The following is a 16468-nucleotide window of genomic DNA, read 5'->3' as shown; positions in this document are numbered from 1 at the left end:
TTAAATCCCTTCGACAGACAGTTTTTTAGAAATAGTACCTATATCACCTGCACCCTGAGTAATCATCAAATCATCATCTCTTAACACATTCGCTAAAATAGAACCAAGATCACTAGACTTACCCACGTAAATAGGATCTACACTCCCCCTTTGGCGAATGCTTCCACATAATGAGCGACTATCAGCACCATTAATGGCGACTTCACCAGCGGAATACACTTCCAACAAGAGCAGAACATCTACCTGAGAAAGAACTTGTACAAAATCTTCGTACAAATCTCGGGTCCTAGAATATCTGTGGGGTTGATATACCATAACCAAACGTTTTTCAGGCCACCCCTCACGAATCGCCTTTATTGTCGCTTCAACTTCACGAGGATGATGACCATAGTCATCAATAAACATCACTTTGCCACCCTCTTTAAGCGTTAAAGATGATTGCTCTTGAAAACGCCGACCAACACCTTCAAAGCCCATTAAACCAGCTTGTATAGCAGCACCATCAACCTCAAGATCCGTTGCCACGGCAATCGTTGACAAAGCGTTTAATACATTATGCTTACCAGGCATTGGTAAACGTATTTTTAAAGGCGCTGAGTCTGGACGATGGGCAATAAACTCACAAAAACGACCCGACTGAACAATATCCGTTGCATAAACATCAGCCTCTTGCTCTATTCCGTAAGTCATAATAGGACGACTAATTTGAGGTAGAATATCACGAATATTTTCGTCATCTACACAAAGAACCGCGAGACCATAAAAAGGTAGATTATGAATAAACTCTACGAAAGTTTTTTTCACATTCTCAAAATTACCCTGATAGGTATCCATGTGATCTTCATCAATATTGGTCACAATAACGGTTTGGGGCTGTAAATGTAAAAAAGAGGCATCACTCTCGTCTGCTTCAGCGACTAAATAGGAACTACTCCCTAATTGAGCATTCGTACCTGCACTCGTTAAACGTCCACCAATCACAAAGGTAGGCGCCTCCCCTGTAGCGGCCAAAACAGATGCCATTAAACTTGTCGTTGTGGTTTTTCCATGAGTACCCGCAACGGCTATACCATGACGATAACGCATTAACTCAGCTAACATTTCCGCACGACGCACAATTGGAATTCTATTTTTCTTGGCCCATTGAATCTCTGGGTTATCTTGATTAATAGCCGTTGAAACGACGATTACATGCACATCATGAACATTTTTTTCATAGTGCCCTATTACAACAGATACACCTAAACTCTCAAGTCTTTTGGTTACAGAAGATACATTAAGGTCAGAACCAGAAACTTGATAGCCTTGATTGTGTAACACTTCTGCAATACCACACATACCAACACCTCCAACCCCAATAAAATGGATTTTCTGAATTCGTCTCATTGCAGGTATATTGTATTGCGTTGTTAAATCAATCATTCTTAATTTGTCCTAAACACTGTAAAACAACGTCTGTTGTTGCATTCGGAAAGCTCATCTTCTTTGCATTCTCTCCCATTTGATGCAACCTTGCTCGGTCATTTACAAATTCTTTTAAAAGGGTGGTTATTTTTTCTACTGTTAGCTCTTTTTGCTGAATAACAATCGCCGCATCACATTGCTTTAAACTATTCGCATTCGCCGTTTGGTGATCATCAATTGCATATGGATAGGGCACCAATATAGAAGGCAACCCCATTAGAGCCAATTCACTTATTGTCATAGCACCCGCTCTACAAATCACTAAATCTGCCCAAGCATAGGCCAATTCCATATTTTCAATATAAGGTTCAACTCTAGACTCAAGATTCAAGGATTGATAGACCTTCTCAACTTCATCAAAATTACGCCCTCCTGTTTGATGCCAAACAGTCAATTGAGAAGCATCACACCAATTTGATAAAACCTGAGGAATAACATCATTAATAGCTCTCGCACCTAAACTTCCACCAACAACTAATACCTGTAAAGGTCGAGCATTATTAACACTCCGCTCTTTTTTACCACTTTCAATTAGAGCGGAGCGAATTGGATTGCCAAGGATAATGCCTCTATTTAAGGCACCATTAAAAGCACAAAGAGACACACTACTAATTTTTGACAATAAACGATTCGTTGTGCCTGCAATTGCATTCTGCTCATGAATAACGAGAGGCACACCCAAAATCCTTGCCGCTACACCTCCGGGACCAGAAACAAACCCTCCCATCCCCAGAACAACATCAGGTTTTTCGCGTAATATTATTGATATAGCTTGGCCAATCGAACGAAAAATTCTAAAAGGAGCCAGCAACAAGCCAATAACGCCTTTCCCTCTAACTCCCTTTATGGACAACAAGCACAATGGAATCTCAGTATTAAGACCAATAAGGCGCTCTTCCATCCCCCTTTCGAACCCAGCCATACGGTCTTTATTTTTTGTCGATTAAATTCGTCACTACAAGCCATTGCAGGGTATATATGCCCTCCAGTACCGCCCGCCATAATTAAAACTTTATGCGTCTTTGACAATATTTAACTCCTCACTCTCTGCCGCCACTACTTTAGCAGTACTGGAAACCAAACGTTTATTTTCGATATCCACACGAGCGATTACAAATAAACTCGCCAGAGTAATAATCAAACTACTCCCCCCAAAGCTAATTAAAGGTAACGTAAGGCCTTTAGTAGGGAGCAACCCCGTATTTACACCGATATTAATGACTACCTGAGCAACAATAAGTATCGCAAAACCATAACAAAGATACCCAGCAAAAGGACGATATAAAGTTAGCGCATTTTTGCCAATTTTAAACGCCCGACTCACCATGAGCCCAAACAGCACAATCAGCAACAAGCCACCTAGCATCCCCGTTTCTTCTACCCAAATAGAAAATACAAAGTCAGTGTGGGCTTCTGGCAAATACGAGAGTTTCTGGACACTATTACCAAGGCCCAAGCCAAACCATTCACCGCGACCGTAAGCAATGAGCGCTTGACTCAATTGATAACCATCGTTGAATGGATCTGCCCAGGGATCAATAAAATTCAATAACCGCTTCATTCTATAGCTCTCTGAGATAGCAACTAATCCCAGAGCAACCAGCGCGCCTAATAAGAGCAATAAAAATTGATACACTTTTGCTCCGCCAATAAATAGCATTGCCATTACAGTACCAAGCAATACTACAGAAGCGCCGAAATCCGGCTCAAGTAACAATAAAAAAAGAAAAATGACACTTAAAAATAATGGCAACAGAAAGCCGCTCAACTTTTCTCTTACTTGATCTGAGCGGCGCACTAAATAGCCCGACATGTAAATAACCATACATACTTTAGCGACTTCTGACGCCTGGAGATTAAACACCCCCAAATTGATCCAACGCTGGCTACCATTAACACTTTTACCAATAACTGGCATCAACACCAATATAAGCAATGCAATGGAACTAAACATTACAAAAATACCGCAGCGATGCAGTAATTCTGTTGGTATATTTATAACAACAGAACCAACCACCAACGCCAAAAGAAGATAAATAATTTGTCGAGTCACAAAAAAATATGGGTGCCCATGAATGCTATCCGAAATGGCCACCGAAGCACTCGCCACCATTACTAATCCTAATGCAACTATTGCAAGCGAGGACAACAGAAAGCTCGCATCAATATGTGTGATCTCTTTAAAAGAAACCCTATCAAAAAGATCACGCGTTTTCATAATGAACGTACCAGACGAATAAAGTGTTCCCCTCTTTCCTTGTAGTTACTATACATATCAAGACTGGCACAAGCAGGAGAGAACAGCACGATATCCCCTACTTGCGCATAAGACGAAACCGCCATTATGATAGAGTCAAGATTTTCATGTCTATGACATGTCACTTCTGCCCCTAATATAAACTCTAAGGTGCCTGCATCAGCACCAAATAAATATACATTTTTAACATACTGACTAACAGGCTTCACTAAAGGAGAGAAATCAGCCCCTTTACCATCTCCTCCGAGAATAAGGTGGATATTTGGCTTAGCACTACCAAAACCATCTAAAGCTGCTATAGTTGCTCCGACATTCGTTCCTTTGGAGTCGTTAATATAAACCGCACCCTTAACTTGTTTTACTGTCTGACAACGGTGCGGCAGCCCCTCAAATTCAGACAAATAAGAAGTAATAACATCTTTTTTGAAAGGCACATCCAACATTTTTAAAATAGCCAGTGCAGCCAAGATGTTGGCGTAATTATGCTTACCCTTCAGCTTAATTGAGGATGTATTAATCAATCTTTCAACACCATAACACAGCCACTGCTCCTTACCATCAGGCAACAATCCAAACTCTCTCAAGTCTGGAGCGCCAATTGTAAATGCATTAACAGGTGTATTATCTGGTAACAAAGGAACAGTCAGGATATCTTGTTTATTACACACTGCGGCTCTACAGCGTCTATATATCCGCTGCTTTACTTTCTGATAATCATAAAGGGAGTCATAACGATCCATATGATCTTCACTTACATTAAGAACCGTTGCTACAGCTGCACTTAAAGAGTGAGTCGTCTCTAGCTGGAAACTAGATAGCTCAAGGACATAGTAATCAACTGACGTCGATAATAGATCTAATGCTGTAGCTCCCAAATTACCACCAGCAACGGCATTATATCCCGACACATTTAGCATATCCGCAACTAACGTAGTGACTGTACTTTTTGCATTAGACCCCGTAATAGCAACAATAGGTGCATTCGCATAATCGCAAAAAAGATCAATATCCCCTCTCATTAAAACGCCTTTATCTGAGAGCTGCTTTAATACAGGATGACTAAGCGGTATACCTGGACTGACATATAACTCAGTGACGGGCAAAGTCAGTAAAATATCAAGATTGCCTAAAAAAATCCTATCATGAGGACAAAACGACTTAGCTTCTTCTAACCCAGGAGGCTCATTTCTCGAATCAACAATATAAAAATCTATATTTTCCTGAGAAAGAAAACGTGCACATGAAATACCTGAAACACCTAAACCAACAACAGCTCGGACTCGGTCAGAAGAAATAAGAGACATAAAAAATCCTAACGCACTTTTAGCGTGGCAATACCAACTAACACAAGACAAACCGTTATTATCCAAAATCGAACAATAACTTTAGGCTCAGCCCAACCTTTTAATTCAAAATGGTGGTGTATAGGAGCCATTCTAAAAATTCGACGTTTAGTTAACTTATATGACGCCACTTGCAGAATGACAGAAATCGTCTCCATAACAAAGACCCCTCCCATAACGAACAACACGATTTCTTGCCTAACAATAACGGCAATAACACCTAGTGCAGCACCAAGCGCCAGCGCACCCACATCTCCCATAAATATTTGCGCTGGGTAGGTATTAAACCAAAGAAAACCTAAGCCAGCACCAACTAGAGCAGAACAGAATATAATAATCTCACCCGTTCCATAGACATAAGGAATCAGTAAATAATCTGCAAATTTCACATTACCTGTTAAATATGCAAATAGGCCTAATGCTCCACCGACAAGCACTGTAGGTAAAATCGCTAACCCATCTAGGCCATCGGTCAGGTTTACCGCATTACTGGTTCCGACAATAACAAAATAAGTCAGCACCACATAAAATATTCCCATAGGAATAACAACATCTTTAAATAAGGGCACAATTAGTGACGTTTCAGCAGGCGTCGTTGCCGAATAATACAGATAGAAAGCAACGCATAACCCAACCACACTTTGCCAAAAATACTTCCAACGACTTGGAAGTCCTCTAGGGTTTTTTTCTACTACTTTTCGATAATCGTCTACCCAGCCAATAGCGCCAAAGGCAAGCGTAACCAATAAAACAACCCATACATAGCGATTACTCAAGTCCCCCCACAACAAGGTACTCACAGCAATAGAAAAAATAATCAAAGCCCCACCCATTGTAGGCGTACCCGCCTTGCTTAAATGACTTTGAGGACCATCATTTCGAATAGCCTGCTCCATTTGTAATGTTTGTAGCAAAGCAATTACTTTTCCACCAATTAACAACGAAATAGCCAGTGCAGTTAAGACACTTAAGATCGCTCTTAAAGATAAATAGTTAAAGACCGTAAAAAACGCATCGTATTGACTTAAATAGTCAGCCAGCAAAAGTAGCATAAGGTAAAAAATTCCTAATAGTCGAGATCTTCAATTACTTTTTCCATTTGGGCAGAACGAGAGCCCTTTATCAAAACAGCAGAAGAATCATTTAATTCTTTCAATTTTTGTGAGATTTCCGAGTGAGTGTCAAAAACATAGGCCTTCCCACCAAGGGAAGAAAATACGGAGGATGCGATTCCAGCGACAGGCCCCAAAGCTATCAAACAAGAAACGCCCGACTGAAAAGCATAGCGACCAATCTCTTGATGAACACTTGCCTCAAGAGCACCTAACTCCCCCAGAGCCCCTAGGACCAATACTGTATTCTCGACTTTTTGACACTGAAGCACATCAATCGCGGCGTTGACAGATTTTGGACTGGCATTATAACAATCGTTTAACAAAAGTGGTCGATTTTCAGAATAAATTTTCTGTAAACGTCCTGGAATAACAAGCGAATCTGCCAAAGCTAATACGGCAGATTTAAAAGTCCAACCAATACATAACAATACCTGTACAACAGCCATTCCATTTGCAATTTGATGGCGCCCTGGACTACCTACCCTTCCAAGAACAGATTCACCTTTATAATGAAAACGAGCAACGGAATGATCATCACATAACAAAATATCATCCACCCATAACTGAGCATCATTATCAAAGCCAAAAGACCTGATAACCCTACCCTTTGCAAGGCCTGCCCAATAAACATAGAAAGGATCATCTTTATTCAAAACTACACTGCCACTTCTAGAAGTCGAGGACAATAAGGCCCCTTTTTCTTTAGCAATCGCATCCAAAGTACCAAACCCAGAATAATGACAACCACTAGCATTGGTTAACACGGCAATATCAGGGGTAATTACTCGACCCATTTTTTCAATCTCACCGGGATAACTTGTCCCAGTTTCGATAATAGCTACCTGATGGTCCTCCGATAAATCAAGCAAGGTCTTTGGGACTCCAACTTGGTTATTTTCATTATTCTTCGTTTTGAGCACTCCATTATGCTCAGATACGATGTGTGATAACCATTCTTTAACCGTTGTTTTACCATTACTACCAGTAACTGCAACCACCTTCCCTTTAAAGGAGTGCCTTATGTAACGTGCAATCTCTCCATAGGCCGTCAAAGTATCATTAACAACAATGGCTGGGGACACACCCACATCCTGACTAACCAAAGCCGCTAAAAAGCCATTTTCAAATGCCTGACTGACATAGTCATGACCATCAAAACGATCTCCCTTTAAAGCAACAAAAAGAGAGGAGATTTTCGACTCTTTCGAGTTGGTTTCAACACTTGAAATCAATACATCATCACCTATCAGTTCACCTTGGCAGATCTCGGCTATCTTGCTCAAAAAAAGATCAATTAGCATATTGTACTAACGCTTTTTGCGCCTCCAAAACATCATCAAAGAAATGCTTAGTACCCATAACATCCTGATAGGTCTCGTGACCTTTACCTGCAATCAGAACCACATCCTCAGGACGAGCATAATTAATCGCCGCTTCAATGGCTTGATGCCGGTCTACAGATTGAAAAAGACGTCCTTCATATAACTCTGTAGAGACACCCTCCATAGCATCCGATAAAATATCTAAGGGATTTTCAGTCCTCGGGTTATCTGACGTCAACCAAACAAAATCCGCAGCACCGAGTGCGGCAATAGTCATTAAAGGGCGCTTGCCTTTATCTCTATCACCACCGCAACCAAATACACATATTACCCTCCCTCCTACATGCACCTTTAGTGCAGCCAAAGCATAAGACAAGGCATCCGGTGTATGAGCATAATCAACCACCACTAACGGTGTGTTTTTTACATTAAGTTTTTGCATTCTTCCTGGTGCACCACAAAGCAATTCGAGCGAGTCCAGCAATCGAGCTTTATCTGCGACAAAATCCCACAATGCCGATACAGCCGCTAATGCATTAGACACATTAAACTCTCCTAATAATGGCAACAACACTTCTCGAGAACCTTTTGGGAAATGTAAACGAAAAGCAACACCATCAGCACGATAAGATAGATCACTTGCAAAAAAGTCCGCCGCACTGTCTTTAATGCTATATGAGAAAATGGGTGCAGTTACACCTTCTGACATAAAACGAAAATAGTCATCATCATAATTAAGCACAACACGCTCAAGCTCTGGATAATAAAACAGCTTCCTTTTTGCTTTTGCGTAACATGCCATTGATCCATGATAGTCCAAATGGTCTCTTGATAAATTAGAAAAAACTGCACACTTAAAAGGAACGCCATCTATACGCCTTTGATCCAATGCATGCGAAGAAGCTTCAAAAGCAACACACTGAAGACCAATAGATGAAAAGTCGCCTAGCATGGTATGTAATGACAGTTGATCTGGAGTCGTTTGAGCTGCTTCAACTAATTTGTTCAGAGGCCCCGTCCCAAACGTTCCAATTAGACCGCTACTGAAATCTAACTTTTCCATTAATTGAGCGATATAGTAACTAATAGAAGACTTACCGTTAGTCCCAGTCACCGCAATTAAATACTCCGGATATTGACAAAACTTATACTTCAGACATTTTGATAAACTCCGAATGACATCCTTTGATGGAATCAAAACAATAGAGTCATTAGATAAAGAATCTTTGAGATACGACAAAAGATCTTGAGGGACAACAGCAACCCTACAACCTTTCGCGGCAACAGCTGGCAAATAATCCCAACCCTGACTAGCAATGCCCGGCAACGCGAAAAATAAACTCGAGCTGGTTACCTTACGACTGTCTGTTTGTACATCAGAAATCATTATGTCCTGAAGATTCTGCGGAACAGACAATAAGCTTGATTCAAAAAGCTCAGACAAAGTAAACATTTATCCTCCCAGCACAACTCTCTGAGACGTTTTTTTATCTAGCCTCACTTCTCTCAACCCGTCAGGTAAGTCAGGCGAAATATTCAATATTGTCATAGCACCTTCCATTACACGAGAAAACACAGGTGCTGAAACCTCACCACCGTAATACTCTCGCCCCTTGGCATCGTTAACCATCACTACCATCGCAAGACGAGGGTTTGTAGCAGGAGCAACACCAGCGAATAATGATATGTACTTGTCATACTCATAACCATTAGATCCAACTTTGTGAACGGTCCCTGTTTTTCCTGCAACACGATATCCAGGAATTTTTGCCGCTTTACCAGAGCCTCTTTCAACGACAGCTTCCATCATTTTGATAACATCTTTCGCCACTTGCCTTGGAATAACCTGCTCCCCCTGTGGTCGACCATCTTGTTTAAAGATACTTACCGGCACTTTATAGCCACCATTAGCTAAGACCATATAGGCTTGCGCTAACTGTAAGGTGGAAAGGGACAAACCATAACCATAGGCGAGAGTAGCGGTTTCTGCCGGTCTCCAACGAGTATGAACAGGCAAGACACCAGTTACTTCCCCTGGAAAACCAATGCCGACTAAAGAGCCTATACCTAGCTTATAATACATATTCCAAACGGCATCTTGCGGTAGTGATAAAGCAATTCTTGAGGTAGCCACATTACTCGATTTGACCAATAAGGTTTCTAAATCAATTTTTCCGTAATTCCCAAGATCTCGAATTGTTTGTCTACCAAATCGAATGTACCCTGGAGAAGTATCTATTTTTGATTCAGTTGTATACTGTCCTGAAGAAAGCGCCGCTGATAAGGTCAAAGGCTTAACCGTTGATCCGGGCTCAAATAGATCGATAACCGCTCTATTTCTAAGTTGATCATATTCCAAAGTGGATCGATCATTAGGATTAAATGAAGGCTGATTAACCATAGCCAAAATTTCCCCAGTCTGAACATCAAGGATAACAGCTGAAGCCGATGTTGCTCTATGCTCAGTAACCGCTGCCTTTAACTCCCTATACGCCAAATATTGCAATCTTAAGTCTATACTTAATTCAATATTTTCACCGGATTGCTCAGGCACATCTTCTCCAATTGTGCGGATAACATTACCGCGAAGATCCTTCACAAAACTTCTTTCTCCTGCAGTTCCTTGCAATGCTTGATCATAGGCTAACTCAATCCCTTCTTGGCCCGAATCATCCACATTAGTAAAACCAACTACGTGAGAAGCTACTTCTCCCGCTGGGTAAAAGCGTTTATATTCTTTTCTACGCGTTACACCCACAACCGCCGCATTCATAATAGCATCGGCCTCATGTGGAGGCAGCTGGCGCCTAAGATACATAAATGACTTGCTGCGATTAGTTTCGAAACGCTCTTGTAGCCATGAAGAACCAACCCCCATAACATCCGCCAAACGTTTAATTTCAGTCTCGGCCGTTTTTCCCTCTCCAAACTCTTGAGTCCAAAGCTTTTTAGGATTAGCGATCACAGTCCAAGTCGGAGTACTAACAGCAAGAGGCTCACCTCGGCGATCTAAAATCATCCCCCGAGTAGCAGGGATTGTTTCTGTCCTTTCAGCTCGAATGTCACCTTGGTTTTGCAAAAAGTCTTTATCAACTACCGTCAAGAAGAACAAACGACCACCCACTAAAAGAAACAGCGTGATGGCAATGCCATAAACGATATAAAAGCGCCAATTTTCTGGTATGTATGAACTGTTTTCTGTTTTCATGGTTTTACTATTACCATTTCATTTTGATTAGGGGCACGCATATTCAAATCTTTTACAGCCGCTTGTTCTAAGCGACTCGGTTGAGTTAAGGCGCTTTGCTCTAATAACAACTGCCCCCAAACCACTTCGTAATTGGTTTCCACTTTTTTCATTTTTTGCAAATAGGAAAAGTCTTTTCTGAAGTCATAAACCTGGGACACAAGCCCAATAGAGACCAAAGAAAGGCATATCGCTGCAACAAACACAGTAAATAGCATTGACCTAGTCACCCGTGCGCTCCAGCACTCTCATCACAGCACTTCTCGAACGAACATTTCCAGCCACTTCTTCTTTAGATGGTTTATTCGCTCGCCCAATAGATTTAAACTTCACATTTAAATGTGCATTTTGTATTGGTAAATACCTAGGAATTTCAGGACCTTTGGATTTCAGCTTCATAAACCGTTTAACGATACGGTCCTCTAAGGAATGAAAACTAATAACAACTAAGCGTCCCCCTACTTTTAACGAATTGGCAGCAACCTCAAGCCCGGTTTCTAAATCACCTAATTCATTGTTTATAAAAATCCGGATCCCTTGAAAGGCTCTTGTCGCAGGGTTCTTGCCTTTTTCCCAAGCAGGGTTAGCTTCTGCAATAATCTTAGCAAACTGAAGTGTTGTTGTTATGGGTGTATGAGATCGATACTCACAGATTGCTTTTGCAATTCTTCGAGAAAAACGCTCTTCTCCATATTGATACATAACATCAGCTAGGTCTTTTTCATCCACTCTAGCAACCCATTCTGCTGCACTGATACCTTCATCGGGATTCATTCGCATATCTAATGGGCCATCATTCATAAAGCTGAACCCACGCTGAGCATCATCAAGCTGAGGTGAAGAAACGCCCAAATCCATAAGCACACCATCAACTCTTCCAGCTGAATCTAGCAACCTCTCGATAGGATTGAACATGTTAGCAAAACTTTCTTGTACGATCTGAAAACGACTATCCTCTTTATGAAGGGCTTCCCCATACTCAATGGCCACAGGGTCCTTATCGAAGCCCAGCAGCTTACCGGACTCAAGCCGTGATAAGATCAGCCTAGAATGACCGCCACGACCAAAAGTGCCATCAACATATACACCATTTTTATCAGTAACCAAATAATCTACTGACTCATTTAACATCACACTAATATGCTGCGGTACGGAATCTGTCATAACGAAATATCCATTAAACTTTCAAGTTGTTGTTCATCAATTGAACTCAAATCTAAATATGCTTCTCTTTGAGCCTCCCAATTAGATTGGCTCCAAATTTCTATCTTTTTACCTTGCCCTAATAGAGCGACTTTTTTTTCAAGTTGAGAAAAGTCTCTCAATGGCGCAGGCAACAATATTCTACCTGCCGAATCTATTTCTAAATCTGTCGCGTGCCCAACCAAAAGACGCTGTAACTTCCTAGCTTGTGGTTGAAAAGATGGTAATTTATCTAACTTTTCCTGTATCACTTCCCATTCTGATAATGGGTACATCAATAAGCATCGAGACATGGGATCAATAGTAACAACGACTTTAGCATCATCGTATTGAACCAACTCTTCACGTAATCGTGCAGGCAAGGACATTCGCCCTTTTGCATCCACACTCACATGATGAAGACCTCTAAACATATCCATATTCCACTTATCGACACTTTCACCCACAATTTAACACTTTTCACAAAAAAGAATGAATAAATTACACAATTTTTATCATTTTTTTGTAAAAAAGAGTGAAAACACGAATTTCAGGCGCAGAAAAGCAAAAATCATATAACAGATATAATCAATAATGAGGGATTTATAAAAAGAGAAGTAGTAGAGAGGAAAAGCGCAAGTTGGCCGATAAGCCGGGTTCTGTCGTGGACAGTCATTCATCTCGAACATACATCACTGCATGCCTCTAGCGACCTACCCGAACTCAGCGCGGGTCACGCCAAAGAGTTCCTATTTGGTCTTGCTTCAAGTGGGGTTTACCTTGCCACGAACTGTTACCAGTCGCGCGGTGCGCTCTTACCGCACCATTTCAACCTTACCGGCAGTAAACTGCTTAGGCGGTATATTTTCTGCTGCACTTTCCGTAGGCTCTCGCCCCCCAGGAGTTACCTGGCACTTTACCCTGTGAAGCCCGGACTTTCCTCCATCTCTAACAATAAGAAACAGCGACTGCCTAGCCAACTTGCGGCGGGCATAGTACTTAAATCTCTACAAAATAACAAGACAATTCAATAACATCTAACTCATAGGCAAAGAAAAACGCACCTCCAAACCACCTTCAGGCCGATTACTCGCATCAATTGAGCCATTATGAGCACGAATAATTCGCTGGGCAATCGTTAAACCTACTCCGAACCCCCCACTATTAGACTCTCTCGCGGAAGAAGAACGGTAAAAGGCATGAAATATTTTTTCTAACTTATCATCATCAACACCAGGGCCTTCGTCGCGAATAATAATTTTTGCATAACCAGACACCTCTTTAGTTTCAATCTCCACTCTACCGCCATCTGAAGCATAGAAGCATGCATTTCTTAATACATTTTCGATTGCGTGACGCAACTGCAAAGGATCACCTAAAAGCACCTTAGGAAAAGAACCCACTTTAACAACGTGAATATTTTTTAATTGCGATTCAAAATTTACATCATCAACTATATCGCTCACCCACCTCTGCAGATCAATTTTTTCTTTTTTAAGCGAAGCCGCTTCGAGCCGACTCAAAGTCAACACTTGCCCAATCAGCTCATCAAGCTCATGTAACTCAGTGCGTATGCGATCTAAGTAATTTTGCTGTAGCGGCAAACCCTGCTTATCTTCAGCAATCGTTAACGCAACTTCAATTCTTGATAAAGGCGTTCTTAATTCATGAGAGACATCCCTCATCAACCTTTCCTTAGATGACAAAAGAACCTCGATACGCTCAGCCATCTCATTAAACTCTTGAGCAAGCTTGCCAATTGCATCTGATCTCTGGGCCAGCTTCACATCCACCCGAGCTTCCATATCACCTCGCCCGAATGAACGAGTGGCTTTCTGCAGCTTCAACAGAGGCCCTAACAACCAATAAGCCACCACTGCACTTGATACCAACAAACCTAGGAAGGAGAAAGGCAAAATTAATTCAGGGTTTGAAGACTTAAGGTGAGGACTTGGTCGATAGATAAGCAAATATTGAACATTACTTGTCCCTATCACTTGAATAAACTGACTGTCTAAAAAATCGGCTAAGGGTCGCCCCAAGCGACCTTCACTTTTACCCGGCAGATTACGTGGCAAAGGCCTCAACAAAGAAACGCCATTTTCTTGATACAAAAACAACTTCCCAGACAACTGTTTCTCAAACTTACTCGCTAACTCCTTAATTGACACACCGCCAAGCTTTTCATACACGGTGACAAGCTGAACACCAACATCACCAAGAACATCTGCAGAAACTTGCTGAGGTCTTTGTATTAGCTTTACCACACCAAAGCCAATACTTACAACCACTATATTGGATAGTAAAATAACTAAAAATACTCTAAAAAAAGTATTCTTCATAGCAAGGAAGTACCTTTTCCATGCTCAACAAAAATATACCCCACCCCTCTAACCGTTTTGATCCTAGGTTCACCATCTGGTAGCAAACCTATTTTTTTACGCAAGTTACTAATATGCATATCAAGGCTACGATCATATAAAGTCAACTTCCGACCTAACGCCTTTTCTGATAACTCTTGTTTCGTTAGCACCTGACCAGGCAGAGACAACATACACTCAAGCAAGGTATACTCAGAAGTAGTTAATTCAATCAACTCTCCCTCAAGAAAAACACTTCGGTCTTTTCGCCTCAACAAGAGGCCATCTAACTCCATATCCCCAGTAGAGTCTTCAGCCTTTTCATTAGATGAACGTCGTAAAATCGCCTTAATTCTAGCCAACAACTCTCTAGGGTTAAACGGTTTAGACAGATAATCATCAGCCCCCATTTCCAAACCTAAAATGCGATCTATATCATCCCCTTTAGCGGTCAACATTATGACAGGGATCTTACTCTTAACACGAATTTGCTTTAGTGTTTCAAACCCATCCAACTCAGGCATCATAACATCTAAAATCACTACATCTGGAGAGGACTGATTTAACAGCTCAATTGCTTCACGCCCATTCCACGCATGAATAACATCATAACCCTCTCCGTTAAAATATTCTTTTATCAATTCAGATAAACGAGCATCATCGTCTGCAAGTAGCAACTTAACCATAAAAACCTCTCAAAGGAAGACAGTGCAACTTTTTAATCATTACATTCTATATCACTGAATATAAGACATCCGTTTGATTTTCAAACTTTTTACACTAACAAGCGGACTTAAGCTAACTCAAATCCAGGACAAAAAAAAAGCCGAAAAATCGGCTTTTTTTCCAACATTTAAATTAATGTTTAAATGGGTCTTTTAAAACAATGGTTTCAACTCGATCAGGACCCGTTGAAATAATATCCACAGGAACACCAACTTGCTCCTCTAAAAAGCGAATATAATCTTGCGCATTTTTAGGTAAAGAGGCAAAATCAGGCGCACCAACCGTTGATTCAGACCAACCAGGTAATTCAACATAAACTGGGCGTGCCGCCTCATACCCTTCACTATCAACCAAAGAACCTGCCACTGCATTCCCTTGATCATCAGCATAAGAAACACAAACCTTAATAGTCTTAAAGCCATCCAGTACGTCTAACTTAGTTAAACACATACCCGATACTGAGTTAATTTGCACAGCATGACGTAAAGCCACCGCATCAAACCAACCACAACGACGAGCACGACCAGTAGTCGCTCCAAACTCATGCCCGCGAGCAGCCAACATCTCACCATCGCCATCAAACAATTCTGTAGGGAAAGGTCCGGACCCCACACGCGTCGTATAGGCTTTGGTAATACCCAAAACATAATCGAAATATAACGGACCAAAACCCGTACCTGTTGGAGCGCCACCAGCCGTTGTATTTGAAGACGTCACATAGGGATAAGTGCCATGATCAACATCCAACAAAGACCCCTGAGCACCCTCGAACATAATATTTGCACCAGAGCGACGCAAATCATGCAACAAAGAAATGGTATCTGTTACCATTGGTCGCAAAAATTCAGCCATTTTCAAACCTTCTTCATACACATCATCATAAGATATCTCATCCACATGATAATAATTTTTAAGCATGAAGTTATAGTAAGACAATACTTCTTTTAGCTTTTCTGCAAAACGTACAGGATCTAATAAATCAGCCACCCGTATTGCTCGACGAGCAACTTTATCTTCGTAAGCAGGACCTATGCCTCGTCCCGTTGTGCCAATTTTCTTCGCACCTTTTGCTATTTCGCGCGCCTGATCCATCGCGATATGATAAGGCAGTATCAAAGGACAAGCTGGGCTTATTTTTAAGCGCTCAACAGCAGGAATACCTTGCTCCAATAGTTCATTTACTTCCTTTAATAAGGCCGCAGGAGAAAGTACTACACCATTACCGATAATACATTGAACTTTATCACGTAAAATCCCTGAAGGAATCAAATGCAAGACGGTTTTTTTACCATCAATAACAAGGGTATGCCCTGCATTATGACCACCTTGGAAACGTACAACAGCGGCCACTTCCTCAGTAAGTAAATCAACAACCTTACCTTTACCTTCATCACCCCATTGGGTGCCTAGAATAACTACGTTTTTGCCCATAATTTCAGGTCTCATTTAATT

13 protein-coding genes, 1 other RNA gene and 1 pseudogene are annotated in these 16468 nt (G+C 41.2%); all 15 read right to left on the bottom strand.

Translation table 11 applies throughout. From position 1 onward, the window contains the following. Positions 1–1422 (bottom strand): UDP-N-acetylmuramate--L-alanine ligase, encoded by a 1422-nt coding sequence (murC, locus tag O1D97_RS16120; RefSeq protein WP_269127187.1) that lies wholly within the window; start codon positions 1420–1422, stop codon positions 1–3. Continuing rightward, positions 1415–2430 (bottom strand): annotated as a pseudogene (gene murG / locus O1D97_RS16115) (undecaprenyldiphospho-muramoylpentapeptide beta-N-acetylglucosaminyltransferase). The gene murC and the pseudogene murG overlap by 8 nt, the downstream one beginning before the upstream one ends. Positions 2431–2476: 46 nt before the next feature. Next, positions 2477–3682 (bottom strand): putative lipid II flippase FtsW, encoded by a 1206-nt coding sequence (gene ftsW, locus O1D97_RS16110; protein ID WP_269127186.1) that lies wholly within the window; start codon positions 3680–3682, stop codon positions 2477–2479. Next, positions 3679–5025, bottom strand: a complete 1347-nt coding sequence (gene murD, locus O1D97_RS16105) for a UDP-N-acetylmuramoyl-L-alanine--D-glutamate ligase (protein WP_269127185.1) — start codon at positions 5023–5025, stop codon at positions 3679–3681. The genes ftsW and murD overlap by 4 nt, the downstream gene beginning before the upstream one ends. Before the next feature lie 8 nt (positions 5026–5033). Beyond that, positions 5034–6116 carry a phospho-N-acetylmuramoyl-pentapeptide-transferase gene (gene mraY / locus O1D97_RS16100; RefSeq protein ID WP_269127184.1) on the bottom strand — a complete coding sequence of 361 codons (1083 nt, stop codon included), beginning with the start codon at positions 6114–6116 and terminating at the stop codon, positions 5034–5036. Between the two features lie 14 nt (positions 6117–6130). Beyond that, positions 6131–7480 (bottom strand): UDP-N-acetylmuramoyl-tripeptide--D-alanyl-D-alanine ligase, encoded by a 1350-nt coding sequence (locus O1D97_RS16095; protein WP_269127183.1) that lies wholly within the window; start codon positions 7478–7480, stop codon positions 6131–6133. Next, on the bottom strand, positions 7470–8954 hold the full coding sequence (locus tag O1D97_RS16090) for a UDP-N-acetylmuramoyl-L-alanyl-D-glutamate--2,6-diaminopimelate ligase (RefSeq protein ID WP_269127182.1): 1485 nt from the start codon (positions 8952–8954) through the stop codon (positions 7470–7472). Before O1D97_RS16090 ends, O1D97_RS16095 begins: the two co-directional genes overlap by 11 nt. Continuing rightward, entirely contained in the window at positions 8955–10709 is a 1755-nt protein-coding gene (locus O1D97_RS16085; RefSeq protein ID WP_269127181.1) for a peptidoglycan D,D-transpeptidase FtsI family protein, read from the bottom strand. It lies immediately after the preceding gene. Continuing rightward, positions 10706–10978, bottom strand: a complete 273-nt coding sequence (ftsL, locus tag O1D97_RS16080) for a cell division protein FtsL (RefSeq protein ID WP_269127180.1) — start codon at positions 10976–10978, stop codon at positions 10706–10708. The genes O1D97_RS16085 and ftsL overlap by 4 nt, the downstream gene beginning before the upstream one ends. Continuing rightward, the gene (rsmH, locus tag O1D97_RS16075; RefSeq protein ID WP_269127179.1) at positions 10971–11912 is read right to left on the bottom strand and encodes a 16S rRNA (cytosine(1402)-N(4))-methyltransferase RsmH; all 942 of its coding nucleotides are present in this window, start codon (positions 11910–11912) and stop codon (positions 10971–10973) included. The genes ftsL and rsmH overlap by 8 nt, the downstream gene beginning before the upstream one ends. Further along, positions 11909–12364: a division/cell wall cluster transcriptional repressor MraZ gene (mraZ, locus tag O1D97_RS16070; RefSeq protein ID WP_269127205.1), complete on the bottom strand. Its 456-nt coding sequence runs from the start codon at positions 12362–12364 to the stop codon at positions 11909–11911. The genes rsmH and mraZ overlap by 4 nt, the downstream gene beginning before the upstream one ends. Before the next feature lie 198 nt (positions 12365–12562). Further along, positions 12563–12914, bottom strand: an RNA gene (rnpB, locus tag O1D97_RS16065) — RNase P RNA component class A. A 53-nt stretch (positions 12915–12967) separates the two neighbouring features. Beyond that, entirely contained in the window at positions 12968–14272 is a 1305-nt protein-coding gene (locus O1D97_RS16060; protein WP_269127178.1) for a HAMP domain-containing sensor histidine kinase, read from the bottom strand. Then, positions 14269–14976, bottom strand: a complete 708-nt coding sequence (locus O1D97_RS16055; RefSeq protein WP_269127177.1) for a response regulator transcription factor — start codon at positions 14974–14976, stop codon at positions 14269–14271. Before O1D97_RS16055 ends, O1D97_RS16060 begins: the two co-directional genes overlap by 4 nt. 172 nt (positions 14977–15148) lie before the next feature. Continuing rightward, positions 15149–16447: an adenylosuccinate synthase gene (locus O1D97_RS16050; RefSeq protein WP_269127176.1), complete on the bottom strand. Its 1299-nt coding sequence runs from the start codon at positions 16445–16447 to the stop codon at positions 15149–15151. Positions 16448–16468 lie beyond the last annotated feature (21 nt).

This window comes from Marinomonas phaeophyticola, from assembly GCF_026966905.1.
In the GTDB taxonomy this organism is placed as follows: Bacteria; Pseudomonadota; Gammaproteobacteria; order Pseudomonadales; family Marinomonadaceae; genus Marinomonas; species Marinomonas phaeophyticola.
Note: the sequence above shows the minus strand (reverse complement) of the source record. Positions and strands in the feature narration are given on the sequence as shown.